The sequence below is a fragment of the Mesorhizobium sp. M0678 genome, from assembly GCF_040320505.1.
Taxonomy (GTDB): Bacteria; Pseudomonadota; Alphaproteobacteria; order Rhizobiales; family Rhizobiaceae; genus Mesorhizobium.
The window spans coordinates 59,040-81,700 of sequence record NZ_JAMYPT010000014.1; the positions used below are offsets into that span (position 1 = coordinate 59,040).

Annotated in this window: 18 protein-coding genes; 8 read left to right on the forward strand and 10 right to left on the reverse strand. The window is 63.8% G+C overall.

Annotated features, from left to right (window positions below):
- Positions 1 to 27: 27 nt before the first annotated feature.
- The 5 genes from pyrF to dnaK form a co-directional block, all read right to left on the reverse strand.
- Positions 28 to 741 carry an orotidine-5'-phosphate decarboxylase gene (gene pyrF / locus NKI29_RS22930; protein ID WP_023679855.1) on the reverse strand — a complete coding sequence of 238 codons (714 nt, stop codon included), beginning with the start codon at positions 739 to 741 and terminating at the stop codon, positions 28 to 30.
- Positions 738 to 1,334 (reverse strand): NADPH-dependent FMN reductase, encoded by a 597-nt coding sequence (locus NKI29_RS22935; RefSeq protein ID WP_352571544.1) that lies wholly within the window; start codon positions 1,332 to 1,334, stop codon positions 738 to 740. Before NKI29_RS22935 ends, pyrF begins: the two co-directional genes overlap by 4 nt.
- Before the next feature lie 60 nt (positions 1,335 to 1,394).
- Positions 1,395 to 2,000, reverse strand: coding sequence for a phospholipid N-methyltransferase PmtA (gene pmtA, locus NKI29_RS22940; protein ID WP_023679853.1), 606 nt, complete (start codon positions 1,998 to 2,000; stop codon positions 1,395 to 1,397).
- A 117-nt stretch (positions 2,001 to 2,117) separates the two neighbouring features.
- The gene (gene dnaJ / locus NKI29_RS22945; RefSeq protein WP_023679852.1) at positions 2,118 to 3,248 is read right to left on the reverse strand and encodes a molecular chaperone DnaJ; all 1,131 of its coding nucleotides are present in this window, start codon (positions 3,246 to 3,248) and stop codon (positions 2,118 to 2,120) included.
- Between the two features lie 213 nt (positions 3,249 to 3,461).
- Entirely contained in the window at positions 3,462 to 5,378 is a 1,917-nt protein-coding gene (gene dnaK / locus NKI29_RS22950) for a molecular chaperone DnaK (RefSeq protein ID WP_023679851.1), read from the reverse strand.
- Between the two features lie 571 nt (positions 5,379 to 5,949).
- On the opposite strand from dnaK, the gene NKI29_RS22955 reads away from it, so the two are divergent.
- Entirely contained in the window at positions 5,950 to 7,911 is a 1,962-nt protein-coding gene (locus NKI29_RS22955) for a hypothetical protein (RefSeq protein WP_023679850.1), read from the forward strand.
- A gap of 10 nt (positions 7,912 to 7,921) precedes the next feature.
- Positions 7,922 to 11,605 carry a DUF7929 domain-containing protein gene (locus NKI29_RS22960; protein ID WP_352571541.1) on the forward strand — a complete coding sequence of 1,228 codons (3,684 nt, stop codon included), beginning with the start codon at positions 7,922 to 7,924 and terminating at the stop codon, positions 11,603 to 11,605.
- A gap of 167 nt (positions 11,606 to 11,772) precedes the next feature.
- Here NKI29_RS22960 and NKI29_RS22965 read toward each other — a convergent pair whose 3' ends face one another.
- Positions 11,773 to 11,997, reverse strand: coding sequence for a hypothetical protein (locus NKI29_RS22965; protein WP_352571540.1), 225 nt, complete (start codon positions 11,995 to 11,997; stop codon positions 11,773 to 11,775).
- 43 nt (positions 11,998 to 12,040) lie between these two features.
- Between NKI29_RS22965 and NKI29_RS22970 the strand changes: the two genes are divergently transcribed.
- From NKI29_RS22970 to NKI29_RS22985, 4 genes are all read left to right on the forward strand, one after another.
- Positions 12,041 to 13,210 (forward strand): hypothetical protein, encoded by a 1,170-nt coding sequence (locus tag NKI29_RS22970; RefSeq protein ID WP_352571539.1) that lies wholly within the window; start codon positions 12,041 to 12,043, stop codon positions 13,208 to 13,210.
- A 249-nt stretch (positions 13,211 to 13,459) separates the two neighbouring features.
- Positions 13,460 to 13,741 carry a hypothetical protein gene (locus NKI29_RS22975; RefSeq protein WP_352571538.1) on the forward strand — a complete coding sequence of 94 codons (282 nt, stop codon included), beginning with the start codon at positions 13,460 to 13,462 and terminating at the stop codon, positions 13,739 to 13,741.
- Between the two features lie 173 nt (positions 13,742 to 13,914).
- Entirely contained in the window at positions 13,915 to 14,592 is a 678-nt protein-coding gene (gene rpe, locus NKI29_RS22980) for a ribulose-phosphate 3-epimerase (RefSeq protein WP_352571537.1), read from the forward strand.
- Between the two features lie 40 nt (positions 14,593 to 14,632).
- Positions 14,633 to 16,156 (forward strand): malonate--CoA ligase, encoded by a 1,524-nt coding sequence (locus NKI29_RS22985; protein WP_023679847.1) that lies wholly within the window; start codon positions 14,633 to 14,635, stop codon positions 16,154 to 16,156.
- 2 nt (positions 16,157 to 16,158) lie between these two features.
- Here NKI29_RS22985 and nagA read toward each other — a convergent pair whose 3' ends face one another.
- The 4 genes from nagA to NKI29_RS23005 are packed head-to-tail and all read right to left on the reverse strand — an operon-like array spanning position 16,159 to position 20,016.
- Positions 16,159 to 17,331, reverse strand: a complete 1,173-nt coding sequence (nagA, locus tag NKI29_RS22990) for an N-acetylglucosamine-6-phosphate deacetylase (RefSeq protein WP_352797281.1) — start codon at positions 17,329 to 17,331, stop codon at positions 16,159 to 16,161.
- Positions 17,328 to 18,359: an SIS domain-containing protein gene (locus NKI29_RS22995; RefSeq protein ID WP_036239401.1), complete on the reverse strand. Its 1,032-nt coding sequence runs from the start codon at positions 18,357 to 18,359 to the stop codon at positions 17,328 to 17,330. Before NKI29_RS22995 ends, nagA begins: the two co-directional genes overlap by 4 nt.
- The gene (locus NKI29_RS23000) at positions 18,356 to 19,138 is read right to left on the reverse strand and encodes a GntR family transcriptional regulator (protein WP_023679844.1); all 783 of its coding nucleotides are present in this window, start codon (positions 19,136 to 19,138) and stop codon (positions 18,356 to 18,358) included. The genes NKI29_RS22995 and NKI29_RS23000 overlap by 4 nt, the downstream gene beginning before the upstream one ends.
- Positions 19,135 to 20,016 carry a glucosamine kinase nucleotide-binding domain-containing protein gene (locus tag NKI29_RS23005; RefSeq protein WP_023679843.1) on the reverse strand — a complete coding sequence of 294 codons (882 nt, stop codon included), beginning with the start codon at positions 20,014 to 20,016 and terminating at the stop codon, positions 19,135 to 19,137. Before NKI29_RS23005 ends, NKI29_RS23000 begins: the two co-directional genes overlap by 4 nt.
- Before the next feature lie 199 nt (positions 20,017 to 20,215).
- On the opposite strand from NKI29_RS23005, the gene NKI29_RS23010 reads away from it, so the two are divergent.
- The gene (locus tag NKI29_RS23010) at positions 20,216 to 21,175 is read left to right on the forward strand and encodes an N-acetylmuramic acid 6-phosphate etherase (protein WP_031212743.1); all 960 of its coding nucleotides are present in this window, start codon (positions 20,216 to 20,218) and stop codon (positions 21,173 to 21,175) included.
- Positions 21,176 to 21,177: 2 nt separating this feature from the next.
- Entirely contained in the window at positions 21,178 to 22,437 is a 1,260-nt protein-coding gene (locus NKI29_RS23015) for an ABC transporter substrate-binding protein (protein WP_023679841.1), read from the forward strand.
- The last annotated feature ends 224 nt before the right edge of the window (positions 22,438 to 22,661 follow it).

A 22,661-nucleotide genomic window follows, 5' to 3' on the forward strand; every position in this document is an offset into this window, starting at 1 on the left:
CATTTCTCCGAAATGGTTTTGGGGATGTTACGCGGAGCGCATTTCGTCAAGGATGGCTTCCGCCGCCGCCCGCCTGTCGGCCGCACCGACGATCGGCCGGCCGACGACGAGATGGCTGGAGCCGTTACGGATCGCCTGCGCCGGCGTCACCACCCGCTTCTGGTCGCCATGGTCGCTGCCCTTCGGCCGGATTCCCGGCGTCACGACCGCCAGGTCGGGGCCGACGATGCGGCGCACCGCCTCAGCTTCCTCGGCCGAGCAGACGATGCCGCCCATGCCGGCATGCAGCGCCTGCTCGGAGCGCCTCAGCACCAGTGTATGCGGATCATACTCATAGCCGGCGTCGATCACGTCCTGCTCGTCCATCGAGGTCAGCACGGTGACCCCGAGCAGGCAAAGGTCGCTGCCCCTCGCGGCCTCGACCGCCGCCTTCATCGTCTTCGGATAGGCATGGATGGTCAGCATGCTCATGCCCATCCTGGCGATGTTGTCGACCCCCTTGGCAACGGTGTTATCGATGTCGAGGAGCTTCATGTCGAGAAAGATCCTAGTGCCGCCGCTGGCCAGCTCGCGGGCGAAATCGAGCCCGCCGGCAAAGGCGAGCTGGTAACCGATCTTGTAGAAGGAGACGATCCCGTCGAGCTCGCGCACCGCTTTCTCGGCTTCCTTCAGCGTCGGCAGGTCGAGGCCGACGATCAGCCGTTCCTGCATCGTGTCGGCATGCGCGGCGTCCGGGATCATGCCTCGATCCGCGTCGACAGCATGCGCGAGGTTTCGATCAGCGTTCGGCATAGGTGCTCCATCGATTGGCGTAGTCTTTCGTCCCGGAAGTTGCCCTCGTCGTCGAAGGCGTAGCCGCCCTCCGGCACCGAACACTCCGGTGTCACCACCTCCATCCGGCAGCGTACCAGAACGGCGCGCAGATGGTTGATGCAGCGTATCCCGCCGAAGGGTCCGTTGGAAGACGAGCAGAGGCCGGCGACCTTGCCGGCAAGCGGCCTGAACGTCCGGCCGCCATCCTTGCGCAGCTGGCTCACCCAATCGATGCTGTTCTTGAGCAGCGGTGGAATGGAGCCGTTATATTCGGGCGTCGCGATCAGCAGCCCGTCATGGGCGGCGATCATCCGGCCGAGCTTGACGGCGTTTTCGGGAATGCCTTCGTCCTTTTCCAAATCCTGGTCGAGGATCGGCAGCGGATAGTCGGCGAGCGAGATGCGGGTCACCTCGGCGCCCTGCATGGCAAGTTCCTTCTGTGCCACGTCGGCGGTCCTGCCGCTATAGGCGCCGCTGCGCAACGAACCGGCGACGACGAGAATTTTCGGGATCACAGCCATGGGTCTGCCTTGTCACCCGATGGGTATAAGACAAGTGCTATTCAAACCCAACGCTTCAATTCATGCGGCCCCGCGTCGGTAGATCCAAAGCTGCGTCGGCGGAATGTTGCGGATGACGAAATGGAAATGCTCGACCGTATAGTCGCCGCGGCCCGGCGGGATCGGCGACAGCGGCCCGTAAGTCAGCTGCACGATCGGCCGGCCCGCCGGGATACGGTCGAGCAGGCTCTCGACATAGGCGATGCGCTGGGCGACAGGGAAATTGAGCAGCGGCACGCCCGATATCACAGAATCGAAGATCAGGTCGCGCTTGTCGCCAAGCGTCGCGTCGAGATTGAAGGCGTCGCCCTCGATGACGTTGACGCCTGGATAAAGCTGGCGCAGATGGCGCACGAAATCAGTGGAATATTCGACCGCGTAGAGGTTCTCAGGCTTTATGCCCTGGGCGAGGATGGCGCGTGTGATGACGCCTGTACCGGGCCCGACCTCGAGCACCGGCAGGCCGGATGTCGGATCGACGATCGAGGCCATCTTGCCTGCGGTGATGGAACTGGTCGGGACGATCGAACCGACCGCCTTCGGCTTGTCGATCCAGCCCTTGAAGAACTTCAGCTCGTCGTCGAACTTTTCCGCCAGCGTCTTTCGCAGTCCGGGACTACGCGTCATCGAAAGTCCTCCTCAACGCTCCCTCGCATGCTACTTAACAGTTACGAGGTGCAAGACAAGTCGAATCCCCGGATAAGGTGTTGATGACGCTCGGGAAGCGTTTTCCAGGGATCAGCTTCAGTGCTCGCCGAACGTTTCGAAAAAGTCTTTCATGCGGGCGAAAAATCCGCTCGACTGAGGCGAATTGTCCTTTGAGGAAAGCTGCTCGAATTCCTCCAGCAATTCGCGCTGACGGCGCGAAAGGTTCTGCGGCGTCTCAACCACGGTCTGGATGTAGAGGTCGCCGATATTGGGCTGGCGCAGCACCGGCATGCCCTTGCCCTTGAGGCGGAACTGGCGACCGTTCTGGGTGCCTTCCGGCACCTTCACCTTCGTCTGGGTACCGTCCAGTGTCGTCACCTCGAACGAGCCGCCAAGCGCTGCCGTCGTCATCGAGATCGGCACCTTGCAATAAAGATCGGCCCCGTCGCGCTGGAAGAATTCGTGCGGCTTGACCGCGAGGAAGATGTAGAGATCGCCCGACGGGCCGCCGCGCAGGCCGGCCTCGCCCTCATTGGCCAGCCGGATGCGGGTGCCATCCTCGATGCCGGCAGGGATGTTTACCGACAGCGAGCGCTCCTCGGTGACACGGCCCTGGCCGGCGCATTTCGGGCACGGATCCTTGATGGTCTGGCCGCGCCCCTGGCATTGCGGGCAGGTGCGCTCGATCGAGAAGAAGCCTTGCGTGGCGCGCACCTTGCCGTGGCCGTTGCACATCGAGCAGGTGACGGGCTGGGTGCCAGGCTTGGCGCCGCTGCCCGAGCATTCCGAGCAGGAGATCGAGGCTGGCACCCGAATCTGCGCGGTCTTGCCGGAAAATGCCTCTTCCAGCGTAATTTCCATATTGTAGCGCAGGTCGGCGCCGCGCTCGCGGCCGCCGGACGAGCGGCGCTGGCGCCCGCCCATCATGTCGCCGAAAATGTCTTCGAAAATGTCGGCGAAACCGCCGGCGCCAAAGCCTTGCGCCCCGCCATTCATACCGCCGTGCTCGAAGGCGGCGTGGCCGAAGCGATCATAGGCGGCGCGCTTCTGCGGGTCCTTCAGTGTCTCATAGGCTTCGTTGATTTCCTTGAACTTGTGCTCGCAGGCATGGTCGCCTGGGTTGCGGTCGGGATGGAACTGCATGGCGAGCTTGCGAAAAGCGCTCTTGAGCTCCTTCTCGTCGGCGCCCTTTTGCACGCCTAGCGTTTCGTAAAAATCAGCTTTCATGTTTTCCCGCAGTCCGGATAGTCAACGTCTTGAAGCATCGTTGCGTCGTTTGCCGGCACGCTGTTCCGATTTAGGTGTGATGGAGCCGCGATGCCAGTGTCTACGAGGCTTTGTCCGCATTTTTTCGGGCAGCTCAGCGTTTTTCCGGCAAAGGGTTGCAAAAAAGCCCGGCTGTGCGCCGGGCTTTTTCCCTTACCTGTACCGTCAGGCGGTTCAGGCCGACTTCTTCTTCTCGTCGTCTTCGTCGATTTCCTCGAAGTCGGCATCGACGACGTCACTGTCCTTGGCGGCATCAGCCTTGGCGTCGGCCTCGGCGGCTTCCTTCTGCGAAGCCTCGTACATGGCCTGGCCGAGCTTCATCGAGACTTCGGCGAGCGTCTGCGTCTTGGCCTCGATCTCGGTCACATCGTCGCCTTCGGCAGCGGTCTTCAGCGCCGCGATCGCATCGGCAATCGCCGTGCGGTCGGCCTCGGAAACCTTCTCGCCGTATTCCTTCAGAGATTTCTCCGAGGAATGCACCAGCGCCTCGGCCTGGTTGCGGGCCTCGACCAGCGCGCGCCGCTTCTTGTCGGCTTCGGCATTGGCCTCGGCGTCCTTGACCATCTTCTCGATGTCGGCGTCCGAAAGGCCGCCGGACGCCTGGATGCGGATCTGGTGCTCCTTGCCGGTGCCCTTGTCCTTGGCCGAGACGTTGACGATGCCGTTGGCGTCGATGTCGAAGGTGACCTCGATCTGCGGCACGCCGCGCGGCGCAGGCGGGATGCCGACCAGATCGAACTGGCCGAGCGCCTTGTTGTCGGCGGCCATTTCACGCTCGCCCTGGAAGACGCGGATGGTCACCGCCGACTGCGAATCCTCGGCCGTGGAGAACACCTGGCTCTTCTTTGTCGGAATCGTCGTGTTGCGTTCGATCAGCCGAGTGAACACGCCGCCCAGCGTCTCGATGCCGAGCGACAACGGCGTCACGTCGAGCAGCAGCACGTCCTTGACGTCGCCCTGCAGCACGCCGGCCTGGATAGCGGCGCCCAACGCGACGACTTCATCCGGGTTGACGCCCTTGTGCGGCTCCTTGCCGAAGAACTGCTTCACGATCTCCTGGATCTTGGGCATACGGGTCATGCCGCCGACCAGGACGACTTCGTCGATTTCGCCGGCCTTCAGGCCGGCATCCTTGAGCGCCGCCTTGCAAGGATCGATCGTGCGCTGGACGAGATCCTCGACCAGGCTCTCGAACTTCGCCCGCGTCAGCTTCAGCGTCAGGTGCTTGGGGCCGGTGGCATCGGCGGTGATGAAGGGCAGGTTGATCTCGGTCTGCGTGGTGGACGACAGCTCAATCTTGGCCTTTTCAGCCGCTTCCTTGAGGCGCTGAAGGGCGAGCTTGTCGTTCCGCAGGTCGATGCCCTGTTCCTTCTTGAACTCGGCTGCCAGATATTCGACCAGACGCATGTCGAAATCCTCGCCGCCGAGGAAGGTGTCGCCATTGGTCGACTTCACCTCGAACACGCCGTCGCCGATTTCGAGCACCGAAATATCGAACGTGCCGCCGCCAAGGTCATAGACGGCAATCGTCTTGCCTTCCTTCTTGTCCAGTCCATAGGCAAGCGCGGCCGCCGTCGGCTCGTTGATGATGCGCAGCACTTCGAGGCCGGCGATCTTGCCGGCATCCTTGGTCGCCTGGCGCTGGGCGTCGTTGAAATAGGCCGGAACGGTGATGACCGCCTTCTCGACCTTCTCGCCGAGATAGGCCTCCGCCGTTTCCTTCATCTTCTGCAGGATCATCGCCGAGATCTGGCTAGGCGACTGCTTCTTGCCGCCGGCCTCGACCCAGGCGTCGCCATTGTCGCCCTTGACGATCTTGTAGGGGACAAGCTTCTTGTCCTTCTCCGTCACCGGATCGTCGTAGCGGCGGCCGATCAGGCGCTTGACCGCGAAAATGGTGTTCTCAGGATTGGTAACCGCCTGGCGCTTTGCCGGCTGGCCGACGAGGCGCTCGCCGTCGCTGTTGATGGCGACGATGGAAGGGGTCGTGCGCGCGCCTTCCGCATTCTCGATGACCTTGGATTCCTTGCCGTCCATGATGGCGACACAGGAATTGGTTGTTCCCAGATCGATACCGATTACTTTTGCCATTTCTCTAATCTCTCCGCTAAGCAGGCTCTCAGGACCCGTACAGGCGTTCCGACGAAAGCCCCTGTTCACAAGAAATTCCGCTCCGGCAACCGGCATTCGGCGCTGGACGGCTTGGCGCGTATATAAGAACAGGCTGCGTGGCGCGCAAGCATTCTGCGCAAGGCGTTCACCTTTCATCGCGGTTGATCGGATTCGGGACCGGCAGGCCCGTATTTTCCGGCGGTGATCCAGCCGGCCCGGCCCCCGGCCCATGAACCTTTCCGCCTCGCCCCGCGACTGACGCTCAGGTGCCGCGTGGTGCGGCCCCGGAAAGGAAAGCCCCATGACCACAGATCCAGAGGCTCCATGGTCTCCGGGAACAGCAGGAACTCAGCGCGACCATCGCCTTCGGGACCGGGTCGATGCGCTGGGCTTTTCGCTGGTTCCGTTGACCCTGCGCGGACGCAGGCGTATCGTGACGTTGAGGAAAGCAGACAATTCGATCAGGGATGAACGTGCCGGAACGCCGCGCCTTGCCCTGATTTGCGCGCCGGGACCGGATGCTTCTCCCATGACCTGTGGGGGGAGATCCATGTCTTGCGACCACGGCGCGTTCGTGCGCTCTCGTGCCGGCCGTTTGCGCCGCGCCATCCAGGCTGCCAGCGGATTGTCGATCTTGGCGCTCGCCGCTGGGCTCTGGCTCGGTGGCTCGGCCCAGGCTCAGGAAACCCAGATCATCTATCCCGGCTCAATGGCAGTGACCGGATTCTCCGGCACCATCATTCCCAATTTCGAGGAAGGCCTGCCGCCGGGCGTCGATCCCGTCGACGAAACCTTCATCGACACGGCGCGCGCGACCTTGCGCATCTTCGACGTCTCAAGGCTGGGCGGGCCGGCGTCTGGCCAATTGGTCTTCACCCCGCCACCGTTCGAGGTCACGGCCGGGCAAATCGGCCAGGTGTTCGGCATCACCTACGACGACGGCGTGCGCGACGGCGTTCCATCGGCCATTCCAAACCTCTATGCCGGCGCCACGTCGCTGCACGGCATCCGCATAGTCACGCCAGACGGCGACGCCGACGGCCGGCCGGAGCGGCAGCGCCGCGGCACGGCTGACGCGGTCTTCATGGACGGCCAGTTCGGCACCGAAAACGGCGGCGGCTCCGGAACGATCTGGAAGATCGACGGCATCACCGGCGCCGTCTCGAAATTCGCCGATATCGACGCCAATAGCGGTCCCGGCATCGGCGACGTCACTTTCGACAATATCCACCGCCAGTTCTTCGCCAGCGATCTCGACACCGGCCTCATCCACCGCATCGACGCCAATGGCGCGCTGCTCGACACGTTCGACCACGGCATAGCCGGCCGCCCGGCGCACGGGCTTGCCGCCCTTGCCGACGACGGCTCGGTGATTGACATCCAGGGTGCTGCCTTCGACAGCGAGGACCCCGACAGCTGGGGCTACACGCAGGACGAGCGCCGCGTCTGGTCGGTCGCCTATCGTGGCGGCCGGCTCTATTATTCGGTCGGTGATAAGGCGGAGATCTGGTCGGTGGGCGTTGCCGGCGACGGCAGTTTCGCCGGCGACCCGCGCTGGGAACTGACGGTCAAGGCCGACAAGGATTACGCGGTCACCGACATCGCCTTCGACAACGAGGGCTTCATGTACCTGGCCCAGCGCGGCCCGGTGGAGAACCGCTACGACTACAGCCAGTTCGCCGATTCCGGCAAGGGTGAGGTCATCCGCTACTGGCGCGAAAATCCGGACGATCCGGCGACGGAATCGGCCTGGGTGGAAGTGCCGCAGGAATATGCGGTCGGCTTCCCGCAAGACAACCGACAGTCGGCCGGCGGCCTCGACCTGCAATATGGCTACGATGCCGAAGGCAATCTCGATACCGGCGTCTGCACCGACACGCTGGTCGATACCGGCGACAAGTTGCGCGACAACCCGGAGCTTGCCGAACAACTCGCAGCCGGCGGGCCGCTCGCCGTGCACGGCGTGCAAATCACGCCGACGGCACTGGTCAAGCCGGCCAACATGCCGCCTTTCGGCGCGTGGTTCGTCGACTTCGACAATTATTTCGAAGACCCGGAAGTCGAAGGCCATGTCGGCGACGTCGAGGTCTGGCGCCCCTGCGAAGGCCGTGCCGGCTATTACGAGCAGGTGCCGGGCGGCTATCTGCCACCGTTCTATCCGCCGGACTTTCCGCCCCCCGGCAATCTGCCTCCTTGCCTTGATGTCGAGGATGTCAGGTATTTCTGCACGCCCCCCGGCCTCGAGGCCGATCTCTATCTCCATGACCATGCCGGCTTTGGCGGCGATTCGATCAAGGCTCTGTCCAGGACGCCTGGCGTTGGGGTGACTTCACCTCTGTCGCATGCGCCCGGCGCGCCATACACGATCGGCATCACCGGCCATTACCCTGGCGATACGGTCGATGTCGGGCTCTGCTTCTACAGGCAGTCCGATAGCGACAAGGGTGGCTACTACCCTTGCTGCAAGATGACCTTGCGGCTCAGAACCCCAGCCGTCAGCTGCGAACCGTGAGGAGGGGAAGATGAGCAATCTCGCATTTTTCCCGCCTGCGACAAGCAGCCCATCAACCGGCAAACAATCATCCGTCATGGAGACCATCATGAAACCCCTGTCACTCGCCAGGCGCGGCGTGCGCTGGCTGATGGCGGCCGGTATCGCGGTCGCCATGCTGAGTCCGCTGCAAGGCTTCGCTGAAGACCTTGCTCCGGCCAAGACCAAGCCTGCCGATGCGGGCATCTACACTGCCGTTCCAGATCCCAGGCTCGATTTCGACAATCCTCGCACCGTCAATCCGGAGCCGGGCCGGATCGTGCCCTTCTTCACCAAGAAAGGCACCCAGAGAGGCTGCGACTATGTCGTATACTCGCTGAGCTTTGGCTTGCGCGGCAATCCGCAGGGTTTTGCCAGCCCGGACCTCGCCGCCATGCTGAAAAAGGTCAGGCTCGATTTCAGGGACCAGCTCCCGCACGGCCTGCGCATCGTCGGCGTGCATGTGACCGGCGACGGCACCGATGCGTCCGGCGGACCGCTGCCCGGCGCTGCGATCAGCAGTTCGGCTGGCCCGGACGATACCGCGACGGTGTCCGATTTCCGGATTTCCGCCAGCGATCTCGACGGCATCGGCGCTGCGAACCAGCGCGTCATCACGTTCCAGATCACCGCCAAGATCGACCATGCGGCGTTTCCGTCGCCGACGATCGTTCACAACCAGGGCGCGGTTAAGGTGAGCCGCGAACGCGGCGCCGGCATCGAAATCCCGTCGCAGGATCCGGGCAAGCCGGACGACGGCAATTATCTCACGGGTGCAAAGACGTCGATCAAGATCGACGTCACCAGGTGCAACCCGCCGCCTCCACCTCCCGGCAAGGAATGCTTCAAGGTGGAGCGCGGCACGGTCGATTGCTTGCCCGGCGGCGGCGCCTTCATCTACCACATGCCGGTCGGCCCAGAGATGGCCGGCAAATGGGTGCAGCTTTCGACGACGACACCCGGCATCACCATCATTCCCGACACGCAATTGGTGCCGGCCGGCGGCGGTGTGCTCAATTGGAAGATCGTCGGCGCTTCACCCGGCGACGTCATCCACATCATCGTCACCGGTATCGAAACCTATGCCGGCCCGAGGGAGGGCTGGGGCCGGTGCTGTACGCAGACCATCGATATCGTCATCCCACGTGATCAGCGCTGCCCGCCGAAGGACAAGGAACCGGATCTGAAAGTCGAAAAGCGCGCCGACGTGCAACGTTGCACGATGGGCGGCGGCTGCGACTTCACCATCAGGGTCACCAATGTCGGCGATGCACCCTACCACGGCAAGATCGTGCTCGACGAAGTCACCCTGCCGGCCGGCTCCACCCTCGATTCAGGGCCGAACCCGCCTTGGGTCTGCGCGCCTGGAACCACCCCGATGATTTGCACTCATCTGGTGACCACGCTCAATCCGGGTGCCTCTGTCGACCTCAAGCTCGGCTTCAAGCCGGCCGCAGGCTGGCGAGGCAGCGTCTTGCGCAACTGCGCCACTTACAATTACGGCGCCAGCGGCAAGCCGCTTTTCGGCAGCCAGCAAAACGATCGCGGCTGTGCATCGATCCCGGTCTGCCGGCGTGGCGATCGTGACCGCGACTGCCGGCCGCCGGTGGAGAAGAAGGTCGACCTGATCCTGAAGAAGCGCGCCCGCACCGAATTCTGTTCGGCCGATGGCGTCTGCACCTTCGTGGTCGACATAATCAACAATGGCAGCGTCCCCTATAATGGGCCGCTGACGGTCGTCGATACCTATCCGGGCGGCGCGCCGGCATCCTCGACCTTCGGCCCGACGCCGCCATGGACATGCGGACCGAACGGCCCCGGCCAGTTCCGCTGCGACACCGCCGGCATCGTGCTGTTGCCTGGCGCCTCGACGCCGATCTTCGTCAGGGCGGTGATGCCGGCCAACTACCGGCCCGACAGTGTCGAGAACTGCGCCGAGGTGAAGGCTATTCCCGGTGAGAACGACATCACCAACAACAGGGCCTGCGCCAAGGAACGCATCCGTCATCCGAATGGCGGCCAGCCGGCCCTGCGCATCACCAAGGTATGCAATGCCTCGCTGGCCGGTGCTGCGGTCGTTTCCTGCCGCATTACCGTCATCAGCCTCGGCACCATTGCCCCGACCGGTCCGGTACGGGTCAACGATGCCGCGACGCTGATAGCCGGCGGAGCGCCGGTCCAGATCCAGACCGTCACCCCAGACGGCGCGGAATGGGCTTGCGGACCGCTTCCGGCCAACACACTGTCCTGCCAGATTCCTGGCGCTGTTATGACGCCTGGAACCAGCCGCCATTTCGACCTGACGGTTGCCGCGAACGGCGAATTCGAGAACTGCGCACGCGGCTCCTACGGCCCGGCTCCGGGAGACGACATCGTCTATCCGATCGGCCAGGCCTGCGCCAAGGGCGGCGGCGCCTCGACCATCCGCGTCGAGAAGACCGGTGATGCCGAGTGCAAGCCCGGCCAGCCCTGCTCGTTCGAGATCACCATCACGAACGATGGGGCGAGCGCCTTCTCTGGCCCGGTTCGCATCGGCGATGCCATCGGCGTCGAAGGCCTCGGCCGGCTGGAGGGCGTTGCGATCACCTCGATCGATCCGCCCTTCGGCTGCTCGCCGGAGCCGGCAACCTTGCCTGCCTCCTGCATTGCCAATTTGACGATCGGCTCGGGGGAAAGCCACGTTCACAACGTGACCGTGGTGCTTCCCGACGACGGTCGCCTGGCAAATCTGCAGGGCACGGTCAATGGTCAGAACTGCGTCGGCGTGCTGTCTCCGAACACGCCGGTGCAAGGCGGTGGCGACGTGTTGTCCCGCGGTGCGGCCGACGTGCAGGGTGATCGTGGCAAGGCCTATGCCTGCCATCCCTTCACCATCAGGAATGAGGTGAAGAAGGAATGCTCGCAAGGCTTCGTCATGAACGACGCCGGCAACTGCGTCTGCCCGCCCGGCACGACCTTCCGCAATGGCCAATGCTCGTCCGGGGGCGGCACGGTCATCGTGCCGAAGCCAAAACCTTGCGTTCTGCTCAAAGGCCAGATCCGCACCGAAGACGGACGCTGCGTCTGTCCGCGCGGAACCGAGCTGGAGAACGGCGCTTGCGTGGGGAAAGAGCCGAAGCCCGAGCAGTGCACCATCCGTGGCCAGATCCACGACGCTGCCGGCGATTGCGTCTGCCCGCGGGGCACCGAAGTCAGAGGCAATGCCTGCCGGCCAATCCAGCCAAGGCCCGAGCAGTGCACCATCCGTGGCCAGATCCACGACGCCGCTGGCGATTGCGTCTGCCCGCGGGGTACGGAAGTCAGGGGCAATGCCTGCCGGCCAATCCAGCCGAAGCCGGAGCAGTGCACCATTCGTGGTCAGATCCACAATGCCGCTGGCGATTGCGTCTGCCCGAGGGGCACGGAAGTGCAAGGCAATGCCTGCAGGCGCAAGAAGCCTGTTGTGGTGGAGTGCCCGATACCTGGTCAGATCCACAACAAGCGTGGCGTATGCGTCTGCCCGCGTGGGACAGAGCTGCGCGACGGCGCCTGCCGCAAACCACGGTTGGAATGCGCACCGGGCGCGCGGCCGATCAATGGCCGGTGCCAGCCGATCCGCAAACCGAACCTGCTGCTGAATCCAAAGGTTCTTCAGCAGGTCGTGCCAAGGAGGCGCAAGCCGCAGCTCGAGCAATAGGATCGCGAGGATCGCGCGCGGAACTTCAAACGGTGATGGTTCGCGTCACCCAAAACCCGCCGGAGCGATCCGGCGGGTTCTTTCTTTGGCAGCGCTGTATTTCGGCGGCTTGCATGAACCTTACGGCAGTCAGCAGCGACAAACTCCTGAAGGACCCCATCAACCCATCAGGAGAGAGAAATGCCTTCAGCCAAACGTCTTTTCCGAACTGTGGCGACCAGTGCATTGATCGCAGCCTCGCTTGCAGGCACGCCCGCCTTCGCCAAGCAGGCGAACATAAAATCGATGTCATTCCATACGGAAAGCGCCAACACGACAATCCATGTCGGCTCGAGCGACAAGCAGAAATGGGACACGCTGAAAAGCGGCAACGTCCAGTTCTGGGGCCACATGAATCTCGACCTCTGGTGGCCTGGCTATGTGCAGGATGTCGCCGTGTCGCTCGGCGTCTGCGGACCAGGCCAGTGCCAGGCGTTCCCGCCGATCTGGAGTGCTTCGCCGCTTAGCCGCGACTACGACCACCAGGAAAATTTCTCCTTTGATCCCTCCATCATCCCGCTGTCATCGAATACCGGCATCGCCGTCGTACCCGATGGCGATGAGATCATCGCCAAGTGCAACCAGCACCTCCAGGCCGACGGCCCGACCAAATCCTATTCATTCACGCACACATTCCACGCCAGTTTCTCGGCAGCCACCGACACTGCTCTCGACATGGACAATGCGGTCAGCGAAGTACAGGGCGGCAGCTGGCCGCATCCGCTGTACGGATCGCACTATGCCGAGCATGGCTCGTTCGACGTTCAAATCGTCTGCGATGCGGTCGTCAAACCAAAGGTCCAGGACATCGCCACCGATTTTGGCGAGTTCGACGTGAATGACGTCAGGCTGTTCTTGACGACATACCAGTCCAACCAGCCAGGCTCCGCGCCTGGCACTGTTTGCCCTTCGCTCAGGGTCACCAGCCGGGCGCAAGCCAACCAGGCCGGGCCGGTTACGATGCGCATCTGGCGCCAGAAGGACGGTGGGCCGATCACCTCCGAGGTGCAGCAGGCATGGGCTTCGTACGATGCAGCGAAGAACGGCTATTTCGCGCTTTATGAAAAATGGGAGGATGTCGGCGCCACCGCCTATTTCCAATACAAGACCGAGATTGTCGGCAACGACCCGTTCGAGCCCTTCGACGGCTGGAAGGACATCACCGTCCATTGCACGAGTGCCGGCGGCGGCGGCTTCACCGATTCACCGCAGGACAACCCCGTCAACCCGCCGGTTCATTCGGACTGGCAGGGGCGAGGTCACCGTGTCCGACAGCGCCGGCCTCAAGAAACTCTGCCCGTGCAAGGGTCAGGTGACGTTCGAAGTCGAGCGCGATGCGCCGGGCGCGTTTCACTACCGCATCAGTTGCTCGAATGGTGCCTTCTTTACCGGCACGACTGCGGCCTTCAACAATGGCGGTGTGTTCAAGGCGAGCGCCGCGCACGATCTCAGCATCGTCAGGACGCGCTCGATCCAGTGCACCCTGCAGGAAATCAAGCAGAACGGTTCAATCGCGACCGTCGATACGGATACGGAGGATTTCACCTGCATAAAGCGCACCTTTGATCCGAAGGCCGACGATCTCGTCTCGACCACCCGTCCGGATTCCGATCAGCCCAAGCTGCCTCCGGTCGTCGTCGATCCCGGCCGTAAATGTCTGCCCAGCCAGAAGCTGATCCACGGCAAATGCATCGACAGGCCGCTCGTAGACGCGTGCCGCAGCACCGAAAAGCTCGTCAATGGCAAGTGCATTGGCATCAGCATCCACTGCTGCTCGGCTACCATCAGATCGGACTAGAATGCGTAAGGAATCCGGTGATCGCCGACAGGTGCAACCGCAATGAGCTGCGCATCGACGGAAGATGCGTGCGCAAGCCGCCGGTCGTTATCGACTGCAAGCGCGGCTACCATTTGGTCGGCAAGGCATGCGTCAAGAACCCGGTGATCGTCACCGCCTGCCGTGCAACCGAAAAACTGGTGCGTGGACATTGTGTGCCCAAGCCGCCGCTGAAGAAGCCCGATCTGCAGAAGGTGAAACAAGGCAACGGCAAGCTCTTCCTGCCACGGACGGCCAGGCCGCGGCTTCATCCGAACTGAAATCCAAGGCCTTGCCCTGGAAAGTCCTTGCACTGGAGGAAAGGTCTGCACAGGAGAGAAGTGGCTCGCACCGCTTCTCCCCTTCTGCGCGGATGCGGTATTGACGCCGGATTCCTGTCGACAAGCGGCGCCGAGATGATTACGCCGATGGGGCTCAACAACGGGAAGCGGACATGGCTCAAAAAACCCTGATCGCGCCATCGGTGCTGGCGTCCGATTTCTCGAAGCTCGGCGACGAGGTCGAGGCGGTGGCGGCCGCCGGCGCCGACTGGATCCATCTCGACGTCATGGACGGGCATTTCGTCCCCAACATCACCTTCGGGCCGCCGGTGATCAAGGCGATTCGCAACCGCACCAAGGCCTTCTTCGACTGCCATCTGATGATCGCCCCCGCCGACCCCTATCTGGCCGCCTTCGCCGAGGCCGGGTGCGACGGCATCACGGTGCACGCCGAAGCCGGGCCGCATCTCGACCGCTCGCTGCAGACGATCAAAAACCTTGGCAAGAAGGCCGGTGTGTCGCTCAACCCGGCGACACCGGAGACGATGATCGAATACGTGCTCGACCGGCTCGATCTTATCCTGATCATGACGGTCAATCCGGGCTTCGGCGGCCAGGCCTTCATTCCGGCGATCGTAGACAAGGTGAAGCGGGTGAAGGCGCTGATCGGTGACAGGCCGATCCGGATCGAGATCGACGGCGGCATTTCGCCTGAAACTGCGCCCCTGGTCACCGCCGCCGGCGCCAGCGTGCTGGTCGCTGGTGCGGCCATCTTCAAGGGCGGCAGCGTCGAGGCCTACCGGGCAAATATCGAGGCAATCAGGGCGGCGGCGGACAAGGCGGCCGGCTGACCGCCGCCGTTCGGCCGGAGACAGCCGCTCGGGGGGACTTATGAGCAACCATCTGTTCGATGCTTTCCGTGCCCGGATGCCCACGCCCGGACGCCTTTTGATGGAGGCAGAGGACGGGCGCTCGATCAGCTATGGCGAAATGCTGGCGCGCTCCGCTCAACTGGCACATGTGGTGTCGCAGCTGGGCGTCGAAGCCGGCGACTGCGTCGCCGTTCAGGTCGAGAAAAGCCCGGAGGCCATTTTCCTCTATCTCGCCTGTCTGCGTGCCGGCGCGATCTTCCTGCCGCTCAACACCGCCTATACGCTGACCGAGCTCGACTATTTCTTCAGGGATGCCGAGCCGCGACTGATCGTCTGCGACCCGGCGCGAGTGACCGAGATCGGCGCTTTGGCGCAGGCCTCGGGCGCTGCGGTCGCGACACTCGGCAGCAAGGGCGAGGGTTCGTTGACCGATCGCGCCTCTGAGGCGGCCGTGGACTTCCACGACGTGGCGCGCGGACCGGACGACCTTGCTGCGATCCTCTACACCTCCGGCACCACCGGCCGTTCGAAAGGCGCCATGCTCAGCCACGAAAACCTCGCCTCGAATGCGCGGGTGCTGGTCGACCTCTGGCGCTTCACTGCCGCAGACGTGCTGATTCACGCGCTGCCGGTTTTCCACACGCATGGCCTTTTCGTCGCCACCAATGTCGTCCTGATGGCCGGCGCCTCGATGCTGTTCGAAACCAAATTCGACCCGGCCCGCATCGTCTCGCTGCTGCCGCGCGCCACCGTGCTGATGGGCGTGCCGACATTCTACGTCCGCCTGCTGCAGCAGGACGGTTTGAACCGGCAAGCGGCGAAAAACATCCGCCTGTTCATTTCCGGCTCGGCGCCGCTGTTGGCCGAGACGCACAGAGCCTGGCGAGAGCGCACCGGCCACGCCATCCTCGAGCGCTACGGCATGACCGAGACCAACATGAACACGTCGAACCCTTATGATGGCGAGCGGCGTGCCGGCACGGTCGGGTTTCCCCTGACCGGCGTTTCCCTGCGCATCACCGACCCCGAGAGCGGCGAAACACTTGCCAAGGGCGATGTCGGCATGATCGAGGTGAGGGGTCCCAATGTCTTTTGCGGCTACTGGCGCATGCCGGAAAAGACCAAAGCGGAGTTCCGTGACGACGGTTTCTTCATCACCGGCGATCTCGGGCTGATCGATGCCGACGGCTATGTCCACATCGTCGGCCGCGGCAAGGACCTGATCATTTCCGGCGGCTACAATATCTATCCAAAGGAAGTCGAGAGCGAGATCGACGCGCTGCCTGGCGTCGCCGAAAGCGCTGTCATCGGCGTTGCCCATCCGGATTTCGGCGAAGGCGTCACCGCTGTCGTGGTGAGGGCGCCAGGCTCGACCATCAGCGCCGCAGGGATCGTCGAGGCCATCGCCGGGCGCCTCGCCAGGTACAAGCATCCGAAACGGGTGATCTTCGTCGACGAACTGCCGCGCAACACGATGGGCAAGGTGCAGAAGAACCTGCTGCGCGAAGCCTACAAGGACCTCTATACGTCCAAAGCCGGCTAACCCTAACGAGCAGAGCTGCCTGCAAAAACCCTGGCGCCATCGATCCAGACGCTTTTAATGTCCAGATCGTCCGACAGCGAAACGATGTTGGCCGCGGTACCGTTGGCGAAGCGCCCGAGCCGGTGCGACTGGCCGATCGCCTGCGCCGGATAGAGCGAGGCCATGCGCAAGGTTTCATCGAGGTCGAGACCGACGACGCGGTGCATGAAGCGCACCGCGGAAATCATGTCGAGATCCGCGCCCGCCAGCGTGCCGTCGGCAAGTGTCAGCCTGCCATCCTTGCGGTGGATGGTGCGGCCGTTCAGCGTGAACGAGGTCATGTCGGTGCCGATCGTCGCCATGGCATCGGTAACGAGCAGGATCTTGCCCGGCCCCTGCTTGGCGCGCAAGGCGATGGCCATGGTGGCCGGATCGACATGGATACCGTCGGCGATGATCCCGGCATAGAATGTGCCGGTATCGATTGCGGCGCCCGCTAGCCCTGGCTCGCGATTGCCGATCTGGCTCATCGCATTGAACAGATGGGTGACCACCGTTGCGCCGGCCTCGGCAAAGGCGCGAGCCGTGGCATAGCCGGTATCGGAATGGCCGATGCTGACGACGATGCCGGCCTTGCTAAGCGCCGACACCTGGCTGGGCTCGACGGATTCGGGCGCCACCGTCGTCAGCAGCACGGGCAGGTTTTTCCGTGCGGCGATCAGCATCGTCTGGTCGGAGTCTAGCATCGGCCGGACCAAAGCCGGGTCATGTGCGCCCTTGCGGGCGATCGACAGATGCGGCCCTTCGAGGTGCAGGCCCAGGAACCCCGGCACCTTCCTCCGTGCCGCCTCGGCTCCGGCCGCAACCGCCGCGGCGGTGATCTCGGACGTGCCGGTGATCAGCGTCGGCAACAGCGCCGCCGTGCCGAAGGGTGCGTGCGCCCGGCAGATGGTCTCGATCGAGGCGACGTCGGGATGGTCGTTGAGCATGACGCCGCCGCCGCCATTGACCTGCAGATCGACGAAGCCAGGCGCCAGCATGCCGCCGCCGGTCTCGATACGCGCAACATTGGATGGAATGGCGCCGGCGGCAACAATGGCCTCGACGAGGCCGTCGCGCACGACAAGCGCCGCATTGTCGTGCCAGTCGTCGCCATCGAAAATCCGGGCGCCAGTCAGGGCAAAACGGTCGCTCATAGGGTTTCCGTTACCTTGCGCAGATTGGGCGGCGTGTCGGGGTCGAGGCCGCGATGGCGGGCAAAAGCCTCGACGAAACCATAGAACGACACGATCAGCGTCAGCGGGTCGGTCAGCGGATGACCGGTTGCGACATGCGGCAGGCGCTGAGCGCTCTTTGCCTTGTTCGACGTCACAAAGACGGCAGCGCCCTTGCCGGCCAGGCTGTCGGCGGCATCGGCCACCGATGGCTCGGACGCATCGCGAGCAGCCAGAGCCAGCACCGGGAAACCGGGACCGACCAGCGCCAGCGGGCCGTGCATGACCTCGGCGGCACTATAGGCTTCCGCATGCATGGCGCAGGTTTCCTTGAATTTCAGCGCCGCCTCGTTGGCGATCGCCGCCGACGGGCCACGGCCGAGAATGAACAGCGATTTCGGCGTCTCGAGTGCCCCAGCCAGCGCCATCCAGTCGCAGGCGATCGCCTTGCGAAAATGCTCCGGCAAGCGCGCGAGCGCCACCAGGAGTTTCTCGTCGCCGGTGCAATGCGCCATCAAGGCGAGTCCTGCGACGGCTGAATTGACGAAGGTCTTCGTCGCCGCGACGCTGCGCTCCGGTCCGGCCAGGATGTCGATCGCGTAGTCCGAAGCCCGCGCCAGCGGCGAATCGGCGGTGTTGGTGATGGCGACGGTCAGCGAACCGCCGGTCCTCGCCGCTTGCGCCATTGCAACGATGTCCGGGCTCTTGCCGGACTGCGAGATCGCCAGGCAGGCCGAGCCGCCCAGCTTCAGCTTGGCGCCATAGATCGAGGCGATCGACGGGCCGACCGATGCAACCGCCAGCCCGGCGGTCAACTCCACGGCATATTTCATGAAGGTTGCGGCATGGTCGGACGAGCCGCGCGCCACGGTGACGACGAAATTCGGATCGCGCTCGCGAATGCCGCGTCCAGCTTCCGTCAGCACCGCGGCCGAGCCATCGAGCAGGCGGGCGGTGGCCTCCGGGATCTCCTCGATCTCGCGCCGCATATGGGTCGTTGTTGCGGTCACGGCCGGCCCTCTTCGCCCGGCCCGCTCAGCCGGAGTTCGGCGACAAAATCATAGGCGTCGCCCCTGTAGATGGAGCGGGTAAACTCGATCACCTTGCCGCTCGCCAGATAGGAGATACGCTCGATGTGCAGGCCGGCAATACCCGGCGGTACTTCCAGCAGATGTGCGTCGCCATCGCCGAGATTGGTGGCGGAAATGCGCTGCACCGCCCGCACCGGCCTGTTGCCGGTCTTTTCCAACGCGGCGTAGAGCGACGAACCAATCGCCGCCGGATCGGGCAGCACGCTTGTCGATAGCGAGGCGCGCTCGATCGCCAGCGGCGTGTCGTTGGCGATACGAAGGCGCGCCACGCGCGCAACCAATTCGTTCGACGCCAGGCCGAGCACCATCATCTCGTCGGGCGACGGCGGATAGAGGCCGCGGTCGAGCCAAGCCGAACGCACCGCCATGCCCCGCCGCGCCATGTCTTCGGTAAACGAGGTCAGCATCGACAGCGACTGCTCGACGCGCTCCATACGTGGCGCAACGAAGGTACCGGAACCATGGCGCTGGACGAGGATGCCGCCCTTGACCAGGTCCTGCACCGCCTTGCGCACGGTGACGCGCGAAATGTCGGCCTTGCTAGCGATGTCGCGCTCGGAAGGCAGCGCATCGCCAGGTCCGATCAGCCCGCGTTTGACCGCATCCTCGATGCTCTTCCTGAGCTGCAGATAGAGCGGCGCGCCACTCTGCGACGATTGTTTCAGCGCCGCAAATATCTGGTCGGCGGCCTCACTCATCGAGCTGCCTCCGCCGTGTTTGCGAAAATCCGAACCGCCATCTGAACCGCGCCGCCCAGCGCGTCGTCGAGCGGCGGTTTCAGCAGCGCCCGGTAGCGGGCCGACAGGCGCGGCGCATAAAGCGGCGCCAGCCCGCCGAGCAGGCAGAGCGGATCGTCGCCGCCGAGGTCGAGCACGCCAAGCGCTGCCTCGACATCGGCGATCGCCTTGTCGAGGATCCAGATAGCGACGGCGTCGCCTTTTTCGGCATGTTCGAACACCTTGGGCGCGAAGCCGCCGAAATCGCCGGGCTTGGCGTTGGTGGTGAATTCGACCACATCCTCGGGATTGTTGCGGAAAATGGCGAGCATGGTCTCCGTCAGCGGCGATCCCTGGCGGATGCCGTCATAGGCGAGCAGCGTCTGCTCGAGCAGGTCGCGGCCGATGCGGGCGCCGCTGCCCTGGTCGCCGACCTGAAAACCCCAGCCACCGATGGCGCGCGACTTGCCTCGTCTGCGCGCCATATAAGCGGTGCCGGTGCCGAGTATGGCCATGGCGCCGTCGCCTGAGCCAACCGCGCCTTCCAGCGCGATCTCGGCATCGGTCTCGACGCGGCTGATGCGGAACGGCAGGATCGCTTCGAGCTGCTGCCGGTAGGTGCCGACATTGGCGCCGGCAAGACCGAGAACGGCCGGAGTTTGCGGGATCAGTGCGGGATCCCTGCCCGCGGCGACAAAGGCCTGCTGCGCTGCGTCGACGATGTTCGTCCTGGCGCCGGTGAGATCGGTTCGGATGTTGGCGGCACCGCTTTTGGCGCGGCCGAGGACGCTGCCGTCGGCCGTTGCAAGGGCCGCCCTGCAGCTGGTGCCGCCGCCATCGATGCCGAGCACGAATTTCACGCGATTTCTCCTCCGGGCGGATAATACCAATAAAATACCAATAGCCAAGGATTAATTTCCGTTTCAAAAAAGTTAAGGCGTAGTTTGTTGGAAAATCAGCCAATTGCGTTCGCAGGCCTGCACCGCCGCAAGGATTTCATTAATGCGTGTGGACAAGTGGTATTTTTTTGGTATGGTTTTCTCGATTGGAGGAAAGCGGATGGCCGAAACGCGCACCGAAGCGCTTCACCAGAATGCCGAGGGACTGGATATCCAGGCCCCGGAAGCCGTCCTTTCCTCGTTGGCCAACGCACAGATCGAGGCCGCCAAGGCTGTGCACGGCGCCATTCCTGCCATTGCCGCGGCAGCCGAAATCATCGCAAGCAGACTGAAAAGCGGCGGCAAGCTCGCCTATGCGGCTGCCGGCAGTTCGGGCCTGATGGCACTGGCCGATGCGCTTGAGCTGCCGGGCACTTTCGGCATCCAACGCGACCGCATCGCCATCCTGATCGCCGGCGGCGACGAGGCCTTCAAGACACTGGCCGGCGGGCCGGAGGACGACACCGAGGAAGCTTCGGCAGCAGTTGCCGCCGCCCGCATCGGCAAGGGCGACTGCCTGATCGCCGTCTCGGCCAGCGGCTCGACACCTTATGCAGTCAGGGCGATCGAGGACGCCAGGCGCCGCGGTGCGGCGACCATTGCCATCGCCAACAACAGGGATGCGCCGCTGTTGCGGCTGGCCGACATCGCCATCCTGCTCGAAACGCCGCCGGAGCTGATTGCCGGCTCAACGCGCATGGGCGCAGGCACCGCCCAGAAGATCGCGCTCAACATGCTGTCGACGCTCGCCGCCATCCATCTCGGCCATGTCCATGACGGCTACATGGTCAACCTCATGGCCGACAACATCAAGCTGCGCGACCGCGCCGCACGCATCGTTGCCGCCGTCAGCGGGCGCGACAAGGACGAGGCGGCGCGCCTGCTCGAAAGGAGCGGCGGCGTCGTCAAGACCGCTATTCTGCTCGCCGCCGGCGCCGCCAGCGCCGATGCAGCCGAGAAGATATTGGAAGGGACCGGCCACAAGCTGCGGCCGGCCCTTTCCGCGATCGAGGGGAGCAAGGGGCGCAATGCCTCTGTTCTCATCAAAACCGAACCTGAAAAAGGTCAACAGGGAGACTGAGCATGACAACGAAGCTACTGACGGCACTTCTTCTCGGCACCAGCATTCTCGGCTCCGCCGGGGTGGCTTATGCCGACGACGTAACGCTCAACATCGAAAGCTGGCGCGGCGACGACCTTGCCATCTGGAAGGACAAGCTGATCCCGGCCTTCGAAGCCAAGAACCCGGGCATCAAGGTGGTGTTCGCGCCGTCGGCGCCAACCGAATATGACGCCGCCCTCGGCGCCAAGCTCGCCGCCGGCTCGGCGGGCGACCTGATCACCTGCCGCCCGTTCGACAAGTCGCTGGAACTCTTCAAGAAGGGCAACCTCGCCGATCTGTCGGCGCTGCCGGGCATGGAGAACTTCTCCCCGGTGGCCAAGTCGGCCTGGCAGACCGACGACGGCAAGGCGACATTCTGCGTGCCGATGGCCTCGGTCATCCATGGCTTCATCTACAACAAGGACGCCTTCGACAAGCTCGGCATCAAGGTGCCGGAGACGCGCGACGAATTCTTCGCCGCGCTCGACAAGATCAAGGCCGACGGCACCTACATCCCGATGGCGATGGGCACCAAGGACCTCTGGGAAGCCGCGACCATGGGCTACCAGAACATCGGCCCGAACTACTGGAAGGGCGAGGAAGGCCGCGCCGCACTGATCAAGGGCGAGCAGAAGCTGACCGACCCTCAGTGGGTCGCACCTTATGCCGAGCTTGCCAAGTGGAAGCCCTATCTTGGCGACGGTTTCGAGGCGCAGACCTATCCGGACAGCCAGAACCTGTTCACGCTCGGCCGCGCCGCCATCTACCCGGCCGGCTCGTGGGAGATCGGCCTGTTCAACACGCAGGCGCAGTTCAAGATGGGCGCCTTCCCGCCGCCGGTGCAGAAGGCCGGCGACACCTGTTACATCTCCGACCACACCGACATCGGCATGGGCCTCAATGCGGCGTCCAAGAACGCCGACGCGGCCAAGACCTTCCTGTCCTGGGTCGCCTCGCCTGATTTTGCCACCATCTATGCCAACGCGCTGCCGGGCTTCTTCAGCCTGAACAACACGCCGGTGAAGATGGAAGACCCGCTGGCGCAGGAATTCGTCTCCTGGCGCGACAAGTGCAAGTCGACGATCCGCTCGACTTACCAGATCCTGGGCCGCGGTACGCCGAACCTCGAAAACGAGACATGGGTTGAATCGGCCAACGTCATCAACGGCACCGACACGCCGGAAGCTGCCGCCAAGAAGCTGCAGGACGGCCTCGACAGCTGGTACAAGCCGGCGAAGTAAGAGTGCGGCGAAGCGTTGTCTCCCCCCTCGAGGGGGGAGATGTCGCCGAAGGCGACAGAGGGGGTCGGTCGAGGCAGGCTGCGGCTTGATCGCTGCTGGAAAGCACGGTCGAACGACGATAGCGCGCTGCCTCTGCCGACTCCACCCGCCTCGCTTTGCGAGGCACCCTCCCCTCGAGGGGAGGGAGGCGCCGCGCCCTTTGACGGCAATTGCAAGAACCTGAT

What these genes read in the sequence shown, in the direction of transcription:
- NKI29_RS22965 (WP_352571540.1), bottom strand. Translation starts at nt 11,997, where the DNA reads ATGTGGCCCCAGAACTGGACGTTGCCGCTTTTCAGCGTGTCCCATTTC.
- NKI29_RS23010 (WP_031212743.1), top strand. Translation starts at nt 20,216, where the DNA reads ATGGCCGAAACGCGCACCGAAGCGCTTCACCAGAATGCCGAGGGACTG.
- NKI29_RS23015 (WP_023679841.1), top strand. Translation starts at nt 21,178, where the DNA reads ATGACAACGAAGCTACTGACGGCACTTCTTCTCGGCACCAGCATTCTC.
- pyrF (WP_023679855.1), bottom strand. Translation starts at nt 741, where the DNA reads ATGATCCCGGACGCCGCGCATGCCGACACGATGCAGGAACGGCTGATC.
- pmtA (WP_023679853.1), bottom strand. Translation starts at nt 2,000, where the DNA reads ATGACGCGTAGTCCCGGACTGCGAAAGACGCTGGCGGAAAAGTTCGAC.
- NKI29_RS23000 (WP_023679844.1), bottom strand. Translation starts at nt 19,138, where the DNA reads ATGAGTGAGGCCGCCGACCAGATATTTGCGGCGCTGAAACAATCGTCG.
- nagA (WP_352797281.1), bottom strand. Translation starts at nt 17,331, where the DNA reads ATGAGCGACCGTTTTGCCCTGACTGGCGCCCGGATTTTCGATGGCGAC.
- NKI29_RS22935 (WP_352571544.1), bottom strand. Translation starts at nt 1,334, where the DNA reads ATGGCTGTGATCCCGAAAATTCTCGTCGTCGCCGGTTCGTTGCGCAGC.
- NKI29_RS22955 (WP_023679850.1), top strand. Translation starts at nt 5,950, where the DNA reads ATGTCTTGCGACCACGGCGCGTTCGTGCGCTCTCGTGCCGGCCGTTTG.
- NKI29_RS22985 (WP_023679847.1), top strand. Translation starts at nt 14,633, where the DNA reads ATGAGCAACCATCTGTTCGATGCTTTCCGTGCCCGGATGCCCACGCCC.
- dnaJ (WP_023679852.1), bottom strand. Translation starts at nt 3,248, where the DNA reads ATGAAAGCTGATTTTTACGAAACGCTAGGCGTGCAAAAGGGCGCCGAC.
- rpe (WP_352571537.1), top strand. Translation starts at nt 13,915, where the DNA reads ATGGCTCAAAAAACCCTGATCGCGCCATCGGTGCTGGCGTCCGATTTC.
- dnaK (WP_023679851.1), bottom strand. Translation starts at nt 5,378, where the DNA reads ATGGCAAAAGTAATCGGTATCGATCTGGGAACAACCAATTCCTGTGTC.
- NKI29_RS22960 (WP_352571541.1), top strand. Translation starts at nt 7,922, where the DNA reads ATGAGCAATCTCGCATTTTTCCCGCCTGCGACAAGCAGCCCATCAACC.